The following is a 21,728-nucleotide window of genomic DNA, read 5'->3' on the forward strand; positions in this document are numbered from 1 at the left end:
ATATGCTGAAATTATTTAAAAATCATATGGTGATTTTAGTCACTATTTTTTCTTTACTGTATTTAATCCCTGTTGATCAGCGATTACTTTGGCAACCTGATGAAACGCGTTACGCTGAAATCAGTCGGGAAATGCTCGAAAGAGGCAACTGGGTTGTCCCTTATTTCCTGGACATCCGTTATTTTGAAAAACCGATTGCAGGTTATTGGATCAATAACATCGGTCAGTGGTTATTTGGTCATCATAATTTTTCGGTGCGTTTTGGCTCTATATTCAGTACGGCTCTCACGGCTTGCCTGATTTTCTGTCTGTCAATCCGTCTATTTCATAACCGTATGACGGCCACCATCGCAACGCTTATCTACCTGACTTTTTTTTTGGTATTAAGTGTAGGCTCTTATGCCGTATTAGACCCCATGTTGTCTCTTTGGCTTGCTGCAGCCATGGTAAGTTTTTATGGCACTCTCGATGCAAAAAGTACCCGGCAAAAATTCATCGCCTATGTGCTGCTTGGAATAGCCTGTGGCATGGGATTTATGACAAAAGGATTTCTCGCTTTAGCCATCCCTGTGATTTCTGTTTTACCTGTTATGGTTCAACAAAAGCGGCTCAAAGAACTTTTTTGCTTTGGGCCGATTGCATTGTTATCCGCTTTTTTATTGTCTCTTCCTTGGGTCTTGGCGATTGCGCATCACGAGCCTGATTTTTGGCACTATTTTTTTTGGGTGGAACATGTCCAACGTTTTGCAGAAGACAACGCTCAGCATAAAGCGCCCTTTTGGTATTATCTTCCGATATTTTGTATTGCAGGTTTGCCCTGGCTGGGGCTGATGCCTGGCGCCCTTCTCAAGGGTTTTCGGGAGAGAAAAACCCGCCCTCAATTGTTTTTTTTGCTCAGTTGGATATTGATGCCTTTCTTGTTTTTCAGCCTTGCTAAAGGAAAGCTCCTAACTTACATTTTGCCTTGTATGGCTCCGCTTTCTATATTGCTGGCGGCCTATGCAAAAGATTGCGCGGCTCAAACACGAATGAAAGCATTCAAAATCAATGGTGTGATCAACATCGTTTTCGGTGTTTTTTTTATCCTTGTTTTTCTGGTGGGCATGAAATGGATGCCGACATTTCTTCTGTATCAATCACAAGAAACCCCAAAAATCATTTTAGGGTCTGTCTGTGCGCTTGCGTGGGCGAGCCTGGGTGCATGGAGCCTTAAAAATAATGCACAAAACTGGCAATATGCGGCGGCTTGTCCGGTATTATTCGCTTTATTGGCAGGTTATCTCATCCCCAAGAAACTGATTGATACAGAACAACCTCAGCATTTCACCCAGAATAATAAAGCTCTGTTAAGTGGAAGCCGTTACATTTTGGTTAACAGCGTCGGGGTGGGCGCAGGAGTAGCATGGGAGCTGAATCGTAGTAACATCATGATGTTTCATCAAAAAGGCGAATTGAGTTATGGGCTGAGTTATCCTGACAGCAAGAATAAATATGTCAGTGCAGCTGATTTTCCTCGATGGTTAGCACAGGCACGTCGAAAGGGGGATGTTTCTCTGATGTTGCTTTTGTCTGAAGGTGAAGGCACTCCAACACATTTGCCGAAGGCGGACAAAATTGAATCAAGCCATCGCTTAATTCTATTGTGGTATAAAAAAACCTCATGAATCGTTATTTATTATTGTTATTTGTGATTTTTTTAACCTGCGCAGGTCAATTATCACAAAAGCAGGCGACTCATTCCTGGAAAGAAAATGCCAAAAGACAAACGTTGATTTGGCTGGGCCTGTCTGTGATTTTCCTGGCGGGTGGAATGTTACTATGGTTGAAGCTATTACAATATCTCCCTTTGAGCCAGGCTTACCCGTTTTTAAGTATTAATTTAATTTTGATGACCCTTTCAGGCCACTTTTTCTTTAAAGAGAAAGTCACCCTTCAGCATTGGCTAGGCATCGGTATCATGATGGTCGGCATTTTACTATTGGGGCAGGGTATATGAAAGGTTATCTTTATGGATTGAGCAGTGTCCTGCTGGCCAGTTTTGCTCAGTTATTGCTGAAATGGGGTATGATCGACCTTCCAAAGACAGAGACGATTGAGATCAATCTCTCTTTTGTGATTGCTCACATGCATTCGTTGATGGCGATTATTCTTGGTCTGCTGGCCTATATGATCTCCATGTTATCCTGGTTTTTTACCTTGCGTTATTTACCCCTTCATCAAGCTTACCCGCTCATTAGCATAAGTTACGCGCTGGTCTACTTAGCCGCCGTATCCTTGCCTTGCTTCAATGAAACAGCCACTATACTCAAAACACTGGGCGTCAGCCTTATTTTACTGGGAATCTGGATCGTGGTTTTTCCCTCAAAGCACAAAAAAATCACTCATTAATGCTTTCTTTATTTAAAGACTTTGATAGCCAGTTTTAAAATATATTTTTAATCGAATCGAGCACTGACTTTTCTTTTAATTCGTTGGGGGGCGTCGTTTTTTCAGATGTCTTGCACAGCACATCTGGATCTTCTGTCCACACAGGGATCGTGCTTATCTGATTATGAGGCTCTGTATCACAGATAAAATGACCCGTAGTACTATCAATGTTCATATCAACGATACCTGCTGGCTTCCTTGATATCAGCGGTAAAGGGGGCTTTGTTTCAAGATATCTACGATACAAGGTCAGTGCGCCAGTCGAGCCTGTGAATTGAGTAGGACCATTATTATCACGCCCTAGCCAGATAATCGTGACCTCTTTACCGTCAATGCCAGCAAACCAGCTATCACGTAAATCATTGGTTGTGCCTGTTTTCCCCGCTAAATGAAATGTTGAAAATTCAGAAGATAAAGATCGTGCTGTGCCTCTTTTAACGGCTTCTTGCATTCCATACAAAACGAGATAACTTGCCTGTGCGGACAGTTTGCGTTCAGATTGTGGAAAACTTTGATACAGCATGGAGCCATCTGCTGCGATAACGGAACGCAAAGCAGACAAGGTAGCTTTATTCCCACCACTGGCGATGGTTTGATATTCCTGTGCGACCTCTAATGGAGTTAAATTAATGGCCCCCAGTAGCATGGAAGGCATAAGAGGGCCGGTAGAGGCAGGTGCTCCTAGCTGTTTCATTGTTTGACTGATTTGATCCAAACCAATAGACATTCCCAGATTCACAGTGGGAACATTTAATGAATCAACTAATCCATCTAATAACATAACCTGGCCACGAAATTTTCGTGAATAATTTTTCGGTTCCCATACCGATCCATTAGGGAGCTCTAATGATAAAGGTTGATCGAATAACCAGGTATTGAAGCGGTATTGATGCGGTTGATTCAAAGCCGACAAATAGATGGCTGGCTTGGCTAAAGATCCAATAGAGCGCCGTGCTTGCAAAGCTCGATTAAATCCAGAAAATTGAGGTTGAGATCCGCCTACAATAGCCCGAATTTCACCGCTCAAACGATCGATGACGACCATAGCGCCTTCTAGATCACTTAAATCATGCTCGGAACCTTTTAAAGCGGGAATACCTGATTCAATGGCTTTTTCTGCGGCATCCTGAGAAACAGGATCCATCGTAGTAAAAATTTTAGCGCCTGAGAGATGCTGGGCTTTATCCCCTAACTTTTGTTTTAATTCTTGCCGAACCATTTCGATAAAGGCAGGTTGTGGCACAATAACCCCACCTTTAGGCTGGACATCCAACGGACGGGTGCTGAGGGTATGATAAAGCTTCTCATCAATATTGCCTTGATTTTGAAGTAATTTCAGAACTAAATTTCGTCTTTCCAGGGTGAATTCAGGATTTCGCCAAGGATTATATAACGACGCTCCTTTGACCATCCCCACCAACATGGCTTGTTGATCTAAACTCAGCTCATCGACGGGCCGGCCAAAGTAATACAGGCTGGCTAACGGAAACCCTCTGATTTGATCGTTGCCGTTTTGACCTAAATATACTTCGTTGAGATACAATTCCAGGATCTTGTCTTTACTGTAATGATGATCAATCAATATTGCCATATAGGCTTCATTCGCTTTTCTCCAAAAAGACCGTTGATTGTTCAAAAATAAATTTTTGACTAATTGCTGAGTTAAGGTGCTTCCTCCCTGTACTGTTCTGCCTGCCAGTATATTTGCCAGCAACGCCCTGCCTATCGAATAAAAATTAATACCATCATGTTGATAAAAATGACGATCTTCTATCGCGAGTAATGTGTTGACCAGGCTTTCTGGAAAGCTGGATCGAGGTAGAAATAAACGCTGTTCTCCACTAGGGGTTTGTAACATGGTGATTAATCTGGGATCTAATCGAAAAAAACCAAAAAAACGCTGGTTATCCAAATTTTCAATCTGAACTAATCGGTCATTATGAAAAAGCAGACGTGCATGAACCTGATCTTCTTTGGCGTCTGGAAAGTTAAACGGACGGCGCAGCATGTCAATACTGTTATCTTGTACGGTAAATTCGCCAACTCGAAGCAAATGGTTCACTTTCCTGTATTGCGTCGCTATCAATAAATTGATCATCTGCTTTTTACTGTAAGCCATTCCAGGCTCCAGGTTAAGCATACGGCCATACACTGCGGCTGGTAGTACCCACACTTGTCCATCAATCCGCTGGCGGATTTTTTCATTGAGATAAAAACCATAAAGTATGACTACTAATCCAGCACTTAAAAACAAAATGAACAGCAAGCGAAGGAAAACCCACTTTTTTTTGGAATGCTTAGGTTTAATAGAAGGATGAAGTTTACTGTGGATTTTTTTATTTTTTTGGCCAATCGGCTCATGGCCATAATGTGACATTTTTTTGTTCTCCTGGTCAGGATAAGTGTGTTTGATATGACTTTAGAAAAAGTCTAGTGTGCCTGCTCCCAATTATTGCCAAACCCGATATCGACTTTAAGTAATAAATTTTGCGTACTTTTTTCCATTAACTCACGAATTTTATCTGTCGCACTTTTTAAAACACTCTCATGAACCTCAAATACCAATTCATCATGAACCTGCATAATCAAATTCACACGGGATTTTTGTTTTGGGGCTAACTTTTGCTCCTCTTGTTTTAACCAAAAATCGATATGAATCATGGCTCGTTTGATAATGTCGGCGGCGGTGCCTTGCATGGGCGCATTAATCGCTTCGCGTTCAGCGGCCTTACGTCTCGTGGCATTTTTTGAGTAAATATCGGCCAGGTATAAACGACGCCCTTCTAAAGTGGTGACATAGCCATTTTTAACCGCTTCTTCTCTTGTCCGCTGCATGTAATCCAGGACTTTGGGATAATGCGTAAAATACAGGTTCATATATCTTTCGGCTTCAAACCTGGAAACATTTAATTGACGCGCTAATCCAAACGCACTCATGCCATAAATCAGGCCAAAATTAATCGCTTTTGCACTACGGCGTTGCTGCGCTGAAACCTGTGAAACAGGTAAACCAAATACCTCTGCCGCGGTGATCAGATGAATATCTTGACCTTCTGAAAAGGCATTCAACAAACCTTGATCTTGTGAGAGGTGCGCCATAATCCGCAATTCTATCTGAGAATAATCTGCGGCGACAATCTGGTAACCCCTGGGCGCAATAAAAGCGTGACGAATACGCCGACCTTCCTCATTGCGCACGGGAATATTTTGTAAATTAGGATCACGAGAGGACAAACGACCCGTTGAAGTCACGGCCTGATGGTAAGAGGTATGCACCCGGCCAGATAGAGGATGGATCATGAGAGGGAGCTTATCCGTATAAGTGGTTTTTAATTTTGTCAGGCTACGATGCTCAAGAATAATTTTTGGTAAAGGATAGTCTAACGCCAATTCTGCCAGAACTGCTTCATTGGTCGAAGGCGCGCCTTTTGGGGTTTTTTTTAATACCGGTAGTGTTTGCTTCTCATATAAAATCGTCTGTAATTGCTGAGTCGAATTTAAATTAAACGTCTCGCCTGCGATGTCATGGGCTTTTTTTTCAAGCTCCGTCAATCGGAGCTGTAATTCTTTAGAATGATTGAGCAATATATCAGGATCGATCATGACACCAGTCCGCTCCATACGTGACAACACTGATAACAGAGGCATTTCAATTTCTTGTAATACTTTCATCAAATCTGGATTTTCTTTGAGCTTTGGCCATAGTGCCAAATGCAATCGTAAGGTGACATCGGCATCTTCTGCAGCATAAATGGCGGCTTGTTCTAATGGGATCTGATTAAAAGTCAGCTGATTTTTTCCCTTGCCAGCGATATCTTCAAAAGACAGGGTTTTATGATTCAGATGGCGTTCAGACAAGCTGTCCATATCATGCCGACCGGCCACACTATTGAATACGTAGGATTCGAGCATGGTATCAAAAGCAATGCCTTGAAGCTTTATCCCATAATTCGCTAAAAGACTTTGATCAAATTTAAGATTTTGCCCGACTTTCAGTGCCTGGGGATCTTCTAATAAGGGCTTAAAAAGTGCGAGCACTTTATCCCTGTTCAACTGAGCAGGCGCCTCGGGATAATCGTGACCGAGAGGCAGGTAAGCCGCTTTTCCAGGCGCCACAGCAAAAGATATCCCAATTAAATGGGCCGTTTTTGTATCCAGCCCATCGGTTTCTGTATCAATCGCAAAAAGAGAGGCCTTTTTAAGACGCTCAAGCCAAACAAACCATCGTTCTTCATTCAGAATGGTTTCATAATCATCCGTTGAAAAAATCGCTTTTAATGGATCGGTAGAGGAGGATGTTGGGTTATTTTTTGAGCTTTTAGAGTTTAAATGGGTTGCTGGCCATTTCCCGGCTTCAACATCTGCTAAATACGTTTTAAATTCATAGTGAGAAAATAATTTTTTTAATTCATCTATCTGAGGGGGGCAAACCTGTAATTCATCACAACGTATATCTAATGAAACGTCTGTTTTGATGGTCGCCAATTGGCGGGATAAATATGCCTGTTCTTGATGTTTTATCAGCTTTTCAGCCAAAGTCCTGGCCCCGCGAAAAGATAAATCAGCGATTTTATCTAAATGATCAAATAACTTATCCAGCCCTCCCATACCTTGTAACAACGCTTGAGCCGTTTTTTCGCCAATCCCCGGGACGCCCGGGATATTGTCAGCGCTGTCACCCATTAAGGCGAGTAAATCCACTATCAAATCGGGCGGGACGCCAAATTTTTCACACACCCCATCAGGATCAAGGGTTTTATCATTCATCGTGTTAATTAAGGTAATATGAGGACTCACCAGCTGAGCCATGTCTTTATCACCCGTGCTTATCACCACCTCATAACCTGCTTTTTCTGCGTCTTTAGCCAAAGTGCCTATCACATCATCGGCTTCTACACCCTCGACAACCAGTAAAGGCAACCCCATGGCCGACAAAATGTGATGTAAAGGGGCTATTTGTGCGCGCAGATCATCCGGCATAGAAGGGCGATGTGCTTTATATTCTGAAAAAAGGTCACTACGAAAGGTCTCACCAGGGGCATCAAAAACAATGGCCATATTTGGGGGGGAATATTGTAAAAAAAGGCGGCGTAACATATTTAGCACGCCATAAATGGCGCCTGTGGGTTCGCCCTTTGAATTGCTTAAAGGAGGGAACGCATGAAAGGCGCGGTATAAATAAGAAGAACCGTCCACCAACAGCAAAAGTTGATGAGAGCAATTTTTTACTGACTCAGGAACAACGGCTTCAGAGGCTTGATTATGATTGATGGTAGAAATAGGGAACTCAGGCTGTAACTGATTTTTTGTTTTCCTGGACATCATTTTCTTCATTTCTAATGTGAATAAGCAAGGTTTCTCAAAATTTTAATCTACTTTAACTCAATTCCATATGGCATTGTTAACCAGGTCACTTAAAGAGTTTAAGACAAGCAATCGAGAAGAAAGAAAAGAAGGTGACATCGAGTTTATCGAAGCGTAAAGCGAGTCTTTTGTTTTCTTTTATCTTGCCAAAGAAACGTTCAATAGCAATGCGGGTTTGGATATCTTTCTGAAGATCGCCTGTGCGCAGCTAATCTAATTCTCTAATACACTCGAGTGTATTTTTATTTTTAGTAATGTATCTCTTTCTGATTTTGTGAGTTGTTTTAATGTCGATATATGTTCAGGTTTGTCTATTATTTTTTCCTCTTTCTTAAGTTTTTCTCTTAAGATGATGATGAAGTCTTCCATTAAGGGTTGATATTTATGTGCATCAGAAATCAATGCGGGATCTTCTACATTTTTTCCTACTTTGTAGGCGGTAAATTCCATTATTCCTCGTAAACGTTTTCCAAAAGCTCCTTCCATTTTATTTAGTATTTGTTCTTGTTCTTGTTCTTGTTCTTGTTCTTGTTCTTGTTCTTGTTCTTCTATTACTTTCTCTGAAGCAAAAGGGAAAAGATACCTGGTTATTATTTCACGGTTAAATTCGCGCCGAGCTCCATGATCAAGTAATTCTTTTTTATTATCTTTATTCTTTATTGACCACTCTTTATCTATTTCGTCTATAAGAATTTTAAGATTTTTAAGATTTTTAAGATTTTTAAGATTTTTAAGAAACATATCTTTATTTTCTGTTTTAGCTGATTTTTTTATTTCATTTAAAACGGATATTATTTTTTTTTCGTATATTGGTATGTCATTAACGTAAAAACTGATCTCTCCATCTTTGTATTCGTTTTTATAAAAATTTTTTTGATGTTTTTTTATTGCCCGATTTTTTATTTCCAGAAAAATTTCAATTTTTTTATTCAATGAATTTTTTGGATCTTTGATTCTTTTAAGTAGAAATGATGCATATTCTTTATCTTCTTTATTTTCAAAAAGGGATTTAATATCATTACATACTTTTTTCTCTCGATTTTTTGAAAAAATATTAAATATATTAATATTGCTGGTTTTTCTTAATGATGATAACAAAGAATTTTTCCCATTATCACCAGGAAGACCTTGTTGAGTTACAGAACTTGTTGAACAAGAATTAACATTCATATAATCATCTCTAAAAATAATAGTCATTTAATTAAATAAACTCTTATAAAGAGTCACCCACGCTGGCATGCCTTGTACCAATCGGAAAAAATCCGAAACAGGAACATAAATTCTTCATCTGGCTTGTGCCAATGGTTGATTGCTTTCACTCATTTTTAACGGCATCGTATTTCATTTGAAACGATGATATCAAAAAAATGTTTATTTGCATTTATTATATTAAGAATATTAATATTTTTTATGATTTAGGGTAATGACGAGGTGGCCATTGAGCTGTTGGTCATTCATTTTGTCAACCCTAATCAGCGCGTTTTAATGTACGATGTGAATTATTGATTTAACACTTACTTCTATTGAATTAAATTTTGGTATTCATTTCCAATCCAAAAAATTTACATAGCGTAGTATTGGTTTTACCGATAGGTCTCACAGAAAGCAGGGTTTTTAAAAAATCTAAATTATGATGATGATCTAAACTTTTGCTGATTTCAATATTAAGCCTTTGCTTTAAATTCATTTCAGAGAAAGCAATAATTGGTGAAAGAAGAGGGTTTTCTTTAGTCATTAAACCGAGACCGAGAGAACATAACTGTTCCAGGTTGTCAAAATCTCGCTTTAAAAGCGCCTGTTTCAGAGGCTCAGCTCTAAACTCGCCAACAGTTGCACGTCGGTTAGATAACTTTAGCTTTCCGTCATTAAACTCGGCAACGAAACAATTGTTTCCACGACCTTCTTCCGACGGCAGATCCTTTATTTCAATTAAATTTAACCCACTGAATGCTGGATTTTTAAGATTGTCCTCAAGCATTCTTTGGACTTCTGGCTCGTCAGACATCGTCTGAATTCTTAATTTGATTAATTTATCTGTATCTAGATATTGTGGGTATTGATAGAGATCGTCTTCGAATTGGTGTGTAACCTGTAAAGTGCATATCCCCTGAAAACAATTTGCATTTTTCTCGCGACTGAGCCAATCAGACTCAAAAATGACATCATCACAGATGACGAATGAAAACGAATATGAAGAGCTGTCGTTATCGTTTATTAATATTTTAAAGTCTTGCTGGTATTCTTCATTGGCTAATTGGCGAAGCTTATCAAAACGCAATGCCATATTAAAATAAGGCATCTCTTCGAATGTTTTTTCTTCATTGGCTGGACATGCTATTTGCTCATACAATTTTATAATTGTTTCACGTTTTTGGCCGTTACGAAAAAAGCGATCAAATAATCTGTCGATGAGACCCATAAATTGAGCTTCTTTCAACGAATCAGATTTTAATATTCGGTTTAGTCGTTTATGACTTAATGGATAAGTAAAACATGTGTTTTGACTAAACACTGTGTTGGAAATAGTAGACAAAATTCGATTCTCCAGGTTATTTTTTGCCGAAATAATTTTAAAAAAAGGATTTACGCAAAATGTATCACCTTGAATAAATCCTGTTTATTTATGTTGAATGTAATTCAATTAAAAAAATAATATTTTAGAGAAAAAATATTTTATAAAATACCAAAAATCGCTTATTTCTTACATTTCACCAAAGTAAAAACCATGAAAACATCAGGTGATAACCTGAATATGAGACAAAATTTTCAATAAGCTGGGTGCCGGATTGATATCTTATTTCAATTTTACAAAACACGGTTAATCAAACGATCGATACGTATTCTACACAAACGGCGAATCAGGGTTCGTACTTTGAGGGGATATTGTTGAATACTGTCGAGTTCCAGGTAGTTCTGGATCACTTTAGTATGCTTTTGGATACATTTTAATTCTTTGACTCTTTGATGTCTTAGCTCCTGTTTCGGATCCCGGATTAAAAGAGCATTTTCTAAATCAAAATGCCAGGCTCTGAGATTCAGGTTACTACCGGTCAGCAATTGCCACTCATCATCAATCCAGATCCCTTTGATATGAAAACTGTGAGCTTCGTGTTTCCATAATCGAACGATCAGATTACCCTTATCGAGATAAGGCTGCATTCGTTTTAAAAAGCGCGTTAAATTGATTTCATACAGGTAAGGTAAAATGGAAATCATTTTAAAGGGTTGATCGGGAAGGGTATAAAAATCATTCGCTGTTTTATCCCCTACTATAATTTTTACTGTCTTGCCTTCTTTGAGCAGAGACGTGATATTCCGTTTTATTGAGGAAGGTAAATTAAAATAAGGGGTGCAAATACTGAGTTGTTTTTGAGTTGAAGAGATAAGGTATTCAATGGTTTTATTCAGCATATTTTTTTTGCCTAATCCGACCAAAGGGGTAACTGATAATTCATCTTGACTGGCATAACACAAATTCTCTGTAACAGAATAATTGGCTTGTCTTAATGAAAAACGCAAGCGTTGCACGTGATATTTCATGTCACAAATTTTATGTCTTGTTTTGCTATTCAAGGGTTGTACAGCATTTGAACTCAAAATATGTATTTTGAGATAATTGATCATGAGCAAGACTAATTTAGCGTTTTTTATCAGTTGATAACGATCGTAACGATATTTGCTCCCTTGATGAAGATAAACATTATTGATGCTGGCACCACTGTAAATCACCGTATCATCAATCATGATTCCTTTAAGATGCATGACTCCGAGGGCTTCTCGTGTATTCACGGGAATGCCGTAAACAGGCAAAAATACCTCTGAATTTTTTTTTGCCATTTCATAATACCAATCCGCATTATTGTGTTCTGACATGACACCAATACGGCCACGTTGGGCACGATGCCAATCTACCAGCACACAAATATCTAACTCTGGGCGTTTTTTTTTTGCTTGATACAAAGCAGACAATACATCGTGTCCTGCTTTATCCTTTTCCAGATAAAGTACGGCCATATAGATACGTTGAGTGGCTTGCGCGATCATCTGTAGCAGAGTGGTTCGAAAAACGGTTGGGCAATACAGCGTTTTAATGTGATCAACTGATTGGGAAAGTTTGGGCATTTGTGCAAGTTGTTGTGTGTGTTTTTTGCGCTTAAATTTTGACAACATGACCGTGCCTGTCTTCCCTTTTGGTTAGACCTCTTTCAAAAAACTGTTGAGAGAGGGCTGTGAATTCAAGATGCTCGGAGCGTAGATAGCGCGGAGTGTACACAAAGTAGATTAGGATGGCGAGCATCCTGTCTTTTTTCAAAGCGCCCTTTTTAAAACAAAAATGAAATCACACGATTGGCATGATTTAAAAATGAGGGTTCCTGTGCACTGATATGAAATTCCTTTATAATCCCTGCTTTTTTGAGATCCCTCATATTATGGATCTGCTTGACATCAAACGAAATAAAAAAAGGATCCGTTATGCGTACTCATTGTTGTGGGGAATTAAGTCTCTCTGTCCTAAATCAAACGGTTTGTTTGTGTGGCTGGGTCGATCGACGACGTGATTTGGGAGGCCTGATTTTCATCGATATGAGGGATTTTTCTGGCATTGTGCAAGTTTTTTTTGATCCTGAACAACAAGCGCTGTTTGAACAGGCTTCCTCTCTAAGAAATGAATTTTGCATTCAAATCACAGGAAAAGTGAAGGCTCGTCCTCATCATCAAATCAATCAAAAAATGTTGACAGGGGCGGTAGAAGTTTTTTCAGAGAATTTGACGATCATCAACTGTTCTGAGCCACTGCCCCTTGATCGCAACCAAAATAATACTGAAGAACAAAGACTCAGATATCGCTATTTGGATTTAAGGCGTCCAGAGATGTTGGCACGTTTAAAAACCCGTTCAAAAATCACCTCTTTTGTGAGGCAGTTTTTAGATAAAGAAGGATTTTTGGATGTTGAAACCCCGACTCTGACCAAAGCAACACCAGAAGGCGCTCGAGATTATTTGGTGCCGAGTCGGGTTCAGAAAGGAAAATTTTATGCTTTGCCTCAATCCCCCCAGCTGTTTAAACAGCTATTGATGGTGTCTGGCGTTGATCGCTACTATCAAATCGTCAAATGTTTTCGTGATGAAGATCTTAGAGCGGATCGTCAGCCTGAGTTTACCCAGATTGATATTGAAACTTCTTTTATGACGGCTCAACAGGTACGAACCGTGACAGAAAAATTGATACGTCAATTGTGGTTACAGATCAAAAATATTGATTTGGGCGCGTTCCCTGTGATGACTTTTGAGGAAGCGATTCGACGCTTTGGCTCCGATAAACCCGATTTGAGGAATCCATTAGAGCTGGTGGATCTTGATGATGTGCTCAAAAATGTAGATTTTAAGGTATTTTCTGAGCCTGCCAATGATGCTCATAGCCGAGTTGTCGGCATCAGAGTGCCTAACGGAGCAGATATCAGTCGTAAACAAATCGATGAATATACCGCCTTTGTGCATATTTATGCTGCGCGAGGATTGGCCTGGTTAAAAATAAAACAGGCGGATGCAGGGCTCGAAGGCATCCAAAGCCCGATAGCAAAATTTTTGAGCCCTGAAATATTGGAGCGCATTTTAAAGCGGACGCAAGCAAAAGATGGCGATCTCCTCTTTTTTGGGGCAGATAAAAAGAAAATTGTGACCGAGGCGATGGGGGCTTTACGCTTAAAACTGGGGCTTGATCGCCAATTGACGCAACTTGATCGATGGGCGCCATTATGGGTCATCGATTTTCCCATGTTTTCAAACGACACGGAGACAGGTTTGACGGCGATGCACCATCCCTTTACGTCGCCTAAAAATACGAATTTATCTGAATTTGCTGCAAACCCAGAAACGGCGCTGGCGAATGCCTATGATATGGTCATTAATGGTTATGAGGTCGGTGGCGGCTCTGTGCGTATTCATCACTCTGATCTGCAACAACAGGTATTTTCATTGATTGGAATTGAAGCGAACCAGCAAAAACAACAGTTTGGTTTTTTACTGGAAGCATTAAAATATGGGGCGCCTCCTCATGCTGGAATCGCTTTTGGTTTAGATCGCCTGGTCATGTTGTTGACAGGAACCAATAACATACGAGACGTTATCGCTTTCCCTAAAACGACTGCAGCAGCTTGCCTTATGACGGATGCTCCGAGCTTTGCATCGGATTCCTCATTGCAAGAGTTATTTATCGATGTGGTAAAAAAAGAAAAAAAATAAACCCCAAATTTTATAGATACTTATACTTTTTAAAAAATAAAGGGCGTTTTATGGCAGGTCACAGTAAATGGGCCAACACCAAGCATCGAAAAGCGGCTCAAGATGCGAAAAAAGGAAAGATTTTTACTAAAATCATTCGTGAATTAGTCACCTCCGCCAGATTAGGGGGAGGAGATCCAGCCTCTAATCCTCGCTTACGCACGGCCATTGACAAGGCATTATCCCATAACATGACGAGGGATACCTTGAACAGAGCGATTGCGCGTGGTATTGGCGGAGGCGAAGACAGTCATATGGAAAATATTTTGTATGAAGGCTATGGTCCTGCCGGTACAGCGGTAATGGTTTCTTGCTTAAGCGACAATCGTAATCGTACTGTGTCTGAGGTTCGTCATGCATTTACAAAAACAGGCGGCAATTTGGGCACCGGTGGTTCTGTTTCTTATTTGTTTACTAAAAAAGGGGTTTTTTCTTATGCGCCAGGTTTAAACGAGGATCAGGTGATGGAGCTGGCTTTAGAATCAGGCGCAGATGACATTATGGTTTACGACGATGGAGCGATAGATATTTTCAGCTCGCCAGAGTTTTTTGAAACGATTAAAAAGACGTTGGAAACCGCAGGTTTGATGGCTTCCACAGCTGAGATCTCGATGATACCTTCAACAAAAATAGATTTAAACCTGGAAAATGCACAAAGATTACTTCGTTTGATCGATATGCTGGAAGATTCCGATGACGTACAAGAGGTCTATCACAATGGAGATTTCTCTGACGAGATTTCCGCCGCTTTGTTTTTTAAAAACACAAAGCCATAGAGATCATGCCCATCATTTTAGGGATCGACCCCGGTTCTCGTATCACCGGCTATGGGGTGATCTCTGAGAAAAAAAATCAACTGATTTACCTGGGCAGTGGCTGCATCCGCACTTTAGATAACGGATTACCCCATAAATTAAAGCTGATTTATGCGGGGGTGACAGAAATTATTTCTCAATTTAGGCCTGATTTTTTTTGTATAGAACAGGTTTTTATGTCAAAAAACGCGGACTCGGCGTTAAAATTAGGCCAAGCGCGAGGGGTCGCTATAGTCGCGGCGGCCAATCAGAATTTGCCTGTATTTGAATATGCCGCCAGGCAAGTAAAACAAACCGTGGTTGGCAACGGTGCTGCGGATAAAAAACAAGTTCAGCACATGGTTCGTTATCTATTAAAACTCCCCTCTGCGCCAAACACCGACGCAGCCGACGCCTTGGCAATAGCGATTACGCATTCTCATCTTTACGCATTTCACGCACATTAACTCTGTGAGAATTCTATGGCTTAAAGCACAATCCGAACTGAATGATAGATAGGTTGAGGAGACGAGGCTGGCGTCAGATGTGATGATTTAGAAAAAAAGAGATTTAGACGGGCGGCTATAACGTATGGTGCCCAGACTCGGAATCGAACCAAGGACACGAGGATCTTCAATCCACTGCTCTACCAACTGAGCTATCTGGGCAATCGCGCGCATTAAATCGTATTGTCTCTGTGTCGTCAACGAATTTTTTTGAAATCACACAAAAACCTGGAAGTTAGGACTGATAAAAATTACAAAAAGTGAATTTTTTAATATTACACATCAGAAAATGCAATTATTCATAAATAAATATGATGTATTTTAGAAAAATATTAAAAAAAAGTATCATTTACTTTTATTTTTTGCTATGTTCATGTCTTCATTTGTGTTGCCACATATTGGCACCCCTTTTTCAAGTTACGCTTGTAGAGGGGTTTTTTATGTGTCTCAAGCAGAGACTAATATTCAAGAAAAACTCATAGAGTGAATAAGTGATAGATATGTTGAATTTATCAAAATTCCTGTAGTGTCGAAGTTATTTTTAAAAAATGTTGAGAGGTCTCATTCTATTTGAGGTTATTTTATCAAGGGGATCAGCTGATCATGTTTTTTTGAATCTATTTTTATTTTAAATAGATCTTCAATAAGCATTTCAATATATTCGTATATAATATTCTCTAATTTTTAAAAAATATTTTTTTTGCTTAAAAAAGCTTTAAAAAATTTTTTATATTAAATTTAATTGGTACAGTGATAAAAAATAAAAACAAATTTTATTTTTTTAAATAAAAGACCAATATTTCAATACATTTTAATCAAAAATTGACCGGGATGAAATTTTGTTTAAAAAATAGCAATCAATGATTACTTAGTGATATTTTTAATAACAATGATTGCTGATACCGTGTCGTTTTTAAATGGAGATAAAAATGATAAAAATATTTGATATAAATTACACTCTACTATCTGAAAAAAAATCAAATGAGCTGTTTTGTATCAGGAAACAGATATTTAAAGATCGGCTTGATTGGTCTGTTACTTGTAACAATAATATGGAATATGATGAATATGATAATAAAAATGCCACTTATATTTTGGGTATCTATTCCGATCAAGTAATATCTGGACTCAGATTTATTGATATGAAAAACAACAATATGATCACAGGCGCTACATTTGATTCTTTTTTTGGAAAAAAAGAGGTGATTAAAGAAAATCATCTTGATGCCAGTCGATTATTTATCGATAAAGAAAAAATTAAAAATCTTGATTTAAATACTTATCCACTCAGCGCCATGCTTTTTTTAGCTATGATTAATTATGCCATCACTTTTCTTTATGACGGAATTTATGCAGTTGTTAGCCAACCCATGTTGATTATTTTTAAACGTTCAGGATGGCTTATAAAAGTTATAGAGCATGGTATTTCAGAAAAAAAAGAGAAGGTCTATTTGATCCATATGCCTGTAGATAGAAAAAATCAAAAAATTTTAATTGATTATGTCAATCGAATGAATATAAAAAAGAATATCCCTAAAAAGAATATCTCTAATATTACCGATCTTTATAATTGGCCCTTATGTTTTGGTATCTGAAAAAACAGGTTTAATCAATTTTAATTCAACTCCAAGTCTGATGGCATGTTTTCCATTTATAACACCTAGCTTTTTCACCACATTGCCCATATGAAATTTGACGGTACCTAATTTGATGCCAAGAATCATTGCAATTTCTTCGTATGTTTTTCCTACACTAGACCAATACAGAATTTCATTCTCTCGTGTAGAGAACATTTCTTTATCTTCTCTTTTGTGGTGTTTAATATCCATCTCTTTATAAAGTAAAAGCATTTTATCATGTACAGTAATCAGTAACGTTTGAAGTTTATCTTTATTAGATATGATTAATTCATTAAATGCTGCTATATAATCTTGATCTGCCATCATGGATAATAGTGCGAGGTTATTTTTATGATCATGAACAATAAACGTATACCCATGAGTAATATTATAGTGTTTTGACATTTTGAATATTTTAGAAAGCTTGAGATTTAAGTTGATCATAATATTTTCATCCCAAGAAAAGGAGGTGATCCTGTTCAGTGACATAATAATGATGGGATCAATCTTTTGATATTTATTTTGAATATAACATTCAAACCAAATTGGATAGCTAGTAATAATGGATATCTCTGTGATATTTTTTTTATTCAAAATAGCATAAGCATATTTTATGTTGCCATATTTATTTAATTCATTATCTAAATAATTTTTAATTGCATTATTAATGGTTCCATTATTAAAAAACATGTCTCTCCCTCTCTCATTTAACCTTAATTTGATATTAAATGACTCATTTTATTTCATTAAATCAAATTACGCTAATTCCTTACGGGCATTACGAAAAATTCGCATCCAAGGGCTGTCTTCTCCCCACGCTTTAGGATGCCAAGAGTGCGTGACCGTTCTAAAAACCCGATCTGGATGTGGCATCATGGCGGTGACCCTGCCATCTTTGCTTGTGATACCCGTAATACCACCCATCGAACCATTAGGATTGGCGGGATATTGCTGCGTCGTTTGCCCGAAATGATCGATAAAGCGTAACGTCACCAGATGCTCGTTCTCTAAGGCCTCTAAATGCGCCTGATCTTTGATTTGAATCCGTCCTTCACCATGCGAAACGGCGATCGGCATATGTGAGCCCTCCATGCCTTTCATCCATAAAGAAGCGCTTTTTTCTACTCTGACCAAACTCAAACGCGCCTCAAAACGTTCCGACACATTATTTACAAAATTTGGCCACTGTTCCGCACCCGGGATCAGCGCTTTTAAATGTGAAAGCATTTGGCATCCATTACAGATCCCTAACGCCAGCGTCTGTGAGCGATGAAAAAAATCAAAAAATACGGCCTTTATTTTTGGATGAAATAAAATCGACTTGGCCCAGCCCCCTCCAGCGCCTAATACATCACCATAAGAAAACCCCCCACAGACGCCCATAGCCTGGAAAGCGCTTAAATCTTGCTCGCCAGAAATCAGGGAGCTCATCCTCACGTCAACAGCCTCAAAACCCGCACGATGAAAAGCCGCGGCCATCTCAACCTGGGAATTCACGCCTTGCTCTCTTAATACCGCCACTTTGGGTTTTATTTTTAATCCAATGTAAGGCAAAGTGATATCTTCACCAGGATCAAAACTCAGTTTAGCGTTTAAACCCGGATCCGATTCATTTTGTTTCGCTTGATGCTCCTGATCTGCGCAATCTGGATTATCTCGTAAACGCTGCATTTGCCAGGTCGTCTCAGCCCACCAGCGGCGTAAAGTACCGCGTTTTTCACTGTATATCGTTTTTTGACCTTGACGAATCACAAACGCTTCTCCTGGGATTGCGCGCCCCAGGTCATGCACGAGATCTGCCAAACCATATTCTGAAAAAATGTGCTTGACTGCCGATCGATGAGGGGCCGAAATTTGAATGACCGCCCCCAGTTCTTCATTAAATAAAGCCGCCAAGGCATCCTCGCCCAGTGATTGAATGTCTATCTCCAGGCCACAATGACCCGCAAAGGCCATTTCCGCCAAAGTCACGAATAGACCCCCATCTGAACGATCGTGATACGCCAGGAGCATTTGTGCCTGTACCAACTTTTGGATCGCGTTAAAAAACGCAGCTAATTGGGATGTGTTACGCACATCCGCGGTATGATCTCCCAGTTGCCGATAGACCTGAGCCAGCGCCGTGGCACCGAGCGCGTTCTTTCCTGCACCGAGATCAATCAAAAATAACGCATTGTCGTTTTTTTCATTCAGATGCAGCTGAGGTGTGACCGTACGTCTCACATCCTGAACAGGCGCAAAAGCGGTGATCACCAGCGATAAAGGCGATGCCATTTCACGACATTGCGCCCCTTCTTTCCAGGCCATTTTCATTGACATGGAATCCTTTCCGACAGGAATGGTGAGCCCTAATTCTGGACAGAGACCTTCGCCGATGGCTCGCACGGCATCATATAAACCCGCGTCTTCCCCCGGGTGCCCAGCCGCTGACATCCAATTGGCAGAAAGCTTAATCCGTTTGAGTTCACCGATCTGGGTTGCGGCGATGTTGGTCAGCGCTTCTCCTACTGCCAGGCGTGCCGAGGCAGAAAAATCAATCAGCGCGACAGGCGCGCGTTCCCCAATAGACATGGCTTCACCATAATAGCCGTCAAAACTTGCTACAGTGACAGCGCAATCGGCCACCGGCACTTGCCAGGGCCCCACCATTTGATCTCGACTGACCATGCCTGTCACAGTACGATCACCGATAGTGACTAAAAAGGTTTTCTCTGCAACGGCCGGTAAATGCAATACTCTTTTCACGGCTTCCTGAATAGAGATATCGCTTGTGTTGAATGCGTGATCAGGCGCAGACAAACGCACGACATCTTTTTTCATTTTGGGCATGTTGCCCAGCAACAATCGCAAGGGGAGATCAATCGGTGCATCATTAAAATCACGGTCTTTGAGTAAGAGGTGTTTTTCTTGAGTCGCTTTACCTATCACGGCATAAGGCGCTCGCTCACGACGGCAAATCGCCTCAAATTCTGCCATGTTTTCTGGCGAAACCGCCAAAACATACCGCTCTTGAGATTCGTTGCACCAAATTTGCAACGGGCTCATCCCCTGCTCATCGATTGGAATGTCTCTTAATTCAAAAATCCCCCCTCGATCTCCATCGCTGATTAATTCAGGCATAGCATTAGACAACCCACCTGCCCCCACATCATGAATAAATAAAATGGGATTGTTCATGCCTCGCTGCCAGCAACGATCGATCACTTCCTGACAACGGCGTTCCATTTCTGGGTTGTCTCTTTGTACCGAGGCATAATCCAAATCATTATCAGATTCTCCCGATACCATAGAAGAAGCAGCGCCTCCGCCTAATCCAATGTTCATGGCGGCTCCACCCAGCACAATTAATTGCGCCCCCACGGGAATCTCAGCTTTTTTGACCTGCTCTGCCGCGATCTGACCTATGCCTCCGGCCAGCATAACCGGCTTGTGATACCCCCTCAACTCAGTGCCATTATGGCTGCATACCTGTTCTTCATAGGTCCGAAAATATCCCAAAATGTTTGGGCGCCCGAATTCATTATTAAAAGCTGCGGCACCCAACGGGCCTTCGGTCATAATGTTGAGCGCACTCGCAATGTGAGCGGGTTTTCCAAAATTTTCTTCCCATGGTTGCTCAAAGTGAGGAATACGCAGGTTAGACACCGAAAATCCGACCAGCCCCGCTTTGGGTTTTCCTCCTCTGCCTGTGGCACCTTCATCACGAATCTCACCGCCTGCTCCCGTGGCAGCACCAGGCCAGGGGGAAATCGCCGTCGGGTGATTATGGGTTTCGACTTTTATCAGAATATGCATTTCTTTTTGATGATAGACATAGGTCGCGTTTTCAGGGGAGGGGAAAAAAGCGTCCACCTCAAAACCCTGCATCACGGCGGCATTATCTTTATAGGCAGAAAGAAGATATTCCGGTGTTTTCAAAAACGTGTTTTTGATCATGTCAAATAATGAACGATCTTCAGCGACACCGTCGATCACCCAATCCGCATTGAAAATTTTATGGCGGCAATGTTCTGAATTGGCTTGGGCGAACATATAAAGCTCAACATCTGTTGGATTACGGCCCAATGTCATAAAGGTTTCAAAAAGATAATCGATTTCGGCAGGCGCCAGCGCCAAACCTAATGCCGTATTCGCTTTTTCTAATGCGTGACGCCCTTGCTCCAATATCCGTATATGGTTTAAAACCGAAGGGGGATGCGCATCAAAAAGCGCCTGGGCTTGTTTCAGATCTGTCAAGACCTGCTCTGTCATCGGATCGTATAAAAGCGAAATCAGCGATGCCCAATCCGAATCCGTCATCTCTTGGGCTTGCACATAAAAAGCCACGCCTCGCTCCAAACGTGCAACCCTGGATAAACCACAATGATGCGCGATATCTGTGGCTTTGGAAGACCAGGGCGAAATGGTGCCCAATCTAGGCGTGATCAATAATAATCGCCCTGTATGCTGATCGGTTTGATGATGCGTAGGGCCGTATCGAAGCAAGGCTTTTAATACCGCAGTTTCGTGCTCATCAAGGGTTTCGTGGAGGTGTGCAAAGTGCACATATTGTGTATGGATACTTTTAATCGAGTTACTCGAACATTGATTTTGAAAGCCATCTAATAGTTTTTTAATTCGAAAAGTAGATAAAGCGGGCGCACCGCGCAGGATTTCCATCATGAAAAATTCTCTTTATTTTTTAAAGCAAAGTGAGGCATGCGTCATGCCTCGAATCGACAGTCTTTACTACCGTT

14 protein-coding genes and 1 tRNA gene are annotated in these 21,728 nt (G+C 40.3%); 7 read left to right on the forward strand and 8 right to left on the reverse strand.

From position 1 onward, the window contains the following. Positions 1–5 precede the first annotated feature (5 nt). From arnT to arnF, 3 genes are read left to right on the forward strand one after another with little or no spacing between them, the layout of a single operon-like run. Positions 6–1,664 carry a lipid IV(A) 4-amino-4-deoxy-L-arabinosyltransferase gene (arnT, locus tag AACL23_RS06380; protein ID WP_422389646.1) on the forward strand — a complete coding sequence of 553 codons (1,659 nt, stop codon included), beginning with the start codon at positions 6–8 and terminating at the stop codon, positions 1,662–1,664. Then, positions 1,661–1,996, forward strand: coding sequence for a 4-amino-4-deoxy-L-arabinose-phosphoundecaprenol flippase subunit ArnE (gene arnE, locus AACL23_RS06385; protein WP_339050781.1), 336 nt, complete (start codon positions 1,661–1,663; stop codon positions 1,994–1,996). Before arnT ends, arnE begins: the two co-directional genes overlap by 4 nt. Continuing rightward, complete coding sequence (gene arnF / locus AACL23_RS06390) at positions 1,993–2,388, forward strand: 4-amino-4-deoxy-L-arabinose-phosphoundecaprenol flippase subunit ArnF (RefSeq protein WP_339050783.1); 396 nt, start codon at positions 1,993–1,995, stop codon at positions 2,386–2,388. Before arnE ends, arnF begins: the two co-directional genes overlap by 4 nt. Positions 2,389–2,422: 34 nt before the next feature. Here the strand turns inward: arnF and mrcB are convergent, their stop codons facing one another. The 5 genes from mrcB to pssA all read right to left on the reverse strand — a co-directional run bounded on the left by mrcB (position 2,423) and on the right by pssA (position 11,961). Next, positions 2,423–4,804: a bifunctional glycosyl transferase/transpeptidase gene (gene mrcB / locus AACL23_RS06395; RefSeq protein WP_100096909.1), complete on the reverse strand. Its 2,382-nt coding sequence runs from the start codon at positions 4,802–4,804 to the stop codon at positions 2,423–2,425. A gap of 53 nt (positions 4,805–4,857) precedes the next feature. Next, the gene (gene polA, locus AACL23_RS06400; RefSeq protein WP_339050786.1) at positions 4,858–7,752 is read right to left on the reverse strand and encodes a DNA polymerase I; all 2,895 of its coding nucleotides are present in this window, start codon (positions 7,750–7,752) and stop codon (positions 4,858–4,860) included. A 252-nt stretch (positions 7,753–8,004) separates the two neighbouring features. After that, on the reverse strand, positions 8,005–8,961 hold the full coding sequence (locus AACL23_RS06405) for a hypothetical protein (protein WP_339050789.1): 957 nt from the start codon (positions 8,959–8,961) through the stop codon (positions 8,005–8,007). 358 nt (positions 8,962–9,319) lie between these two features. Continuing rightward, complete coding sequence (locus AACL23_RS06410; RefSeq protein ID WP_339050791.1) at positions 9,320–10,210, reverse strand: hypothetical protein; 891 nt, start codon at positions 10,208–10,210, stop codon at positions 9,320–9,322. A gap of 386 nt (positions 10,211–10,596) precedes the next feature. Continuing rightward, the gene (gene pssA / locus AACL23_RS06415) at positions 10,597–11,961 is read right to left on the reverse strand and encodes a CDP-diacylglycerol--serine O-phosphatidyltransferase (protein ID WP_339050793.1); all 1,365 of its coding nucleotides are present in this window, start codon (positions 11,959–11,961) and stop codon (positions 10,597–10,599) included. A gap of 303 nt (positions 11,962–12,264) precedes the next feature. Between pssA and aspS the strand changes: the two genes are divergently transcribed. Genes aspS through ruvC form a run of 3 tightly spaced genes read left to right on the forward strand, consistent with a single transcriptional unit; the run spans position 12,265 to position 15,334 of the window. Then, positions 12,265–14,034, forward strand: a complete 1,770-nt coding sequence (gene aspS, locus AACL23_RS06420) for an aspartate--tRNA ligase (RefSeq protein ID WP_100096912.1) — start codon at positions 12,265–12,267, stop codon at positions 14,032–14,034. Positions 14,035–14,084: 50 nt separating this feature from the next. Beyond that, on the forward strand, positions 14,085–14,849 hold the full coding sequence (locus tag AACL23_RS06425) for a YebC/PmpR family DNA-binding transcriptional regulator (RefSeq protein WP_015873404.1): 765 nt from the start codon (positions 14,085–14,087) through the stop codon (positions 14,847–14,849). 5 nt (positions 14,850–14,854) lie between these two features. Continuing rightward, complete coding sequence (ruvC, locus tag AACL23_RS06430; RefSeq protein ID WP_015873405.1) at positions 14,855–15,334, forward strand: crossover junction endodeoxyribonuclease RuvC; 480 nt, start codon at positions 14,855–14,857, stop codon at positions 15,332–15,334. A 125-nt stretch (positions 15,335–15,459) separates the two neighbouring features. Here ruvC and AACL23_RS06435 read toward each other — a convergent pair. Further along, positions 15,460–15,535 (reverse strand) — tRNA-Phe (locus tag AACL23_RS06435). Between the two features lie 767 nt (positions 15,536–16,302). On the opposite strand from AACL23_RS06435, the gene AACL23_RS06440 reads away from it, so the two are divergent. Next, complete coding sequence (locus tag AACL23_RS06440) at positions 16,303–16,968, forward strand: acyl-homoserine-lactone synthase (protein WP_339050796.1); 666 nt, start codon at positions 16,303–16,305, stop codon at positions 16,966–16,968. Here the strand turns inward: AACL23_RS06440 and AACL23_RS06445 are convergent. Together AACL23_RS06445 and purL are read right to left on the reverse strand one after the other, a co-directional pair. Continuing rightward, on the reverse strand, positions 16,951–17,682 hold the full coding sequence (locus tag AACL23_RS06445; RefSeq protein ID WP_339050798.1) for a LuxR family transcriptional regulator: 732 nt from the start codon (positions 17,680–17,682) through the stop codon (positions 16,951–16,953). The two genes, AACL23_RS06440 and AACL23_RS06445, sit on opposite strands and share 18 nt — an antisense overlap. Positions 17,683–17,748: 66 nt before the next feature. Further along, entirely contained in the window at positions 17,749–21,651 is a 3,903-nt protein-coding gene (gene purL / locus AACL23_RS06450) for a phosphoribosylformylglycinamidine synthase (RefSeq protein ID WP_339051617.1), read from the reverse strand. Positions 21,652–21,728 lie beyond the last annotated feature (77 nt).

The organism is Candidatus Williamhamiltonella endosymbiont of Tuberolachnus salignus (assembly GCF_964019775.1).
GTDB classification, from domain to species: Bacteria; Pseudomonadota; Gammaproteobacteria; order Enterobacterales; family Enterobacteriaceae; genus Hamiltonella; species Hamiltonella defendens.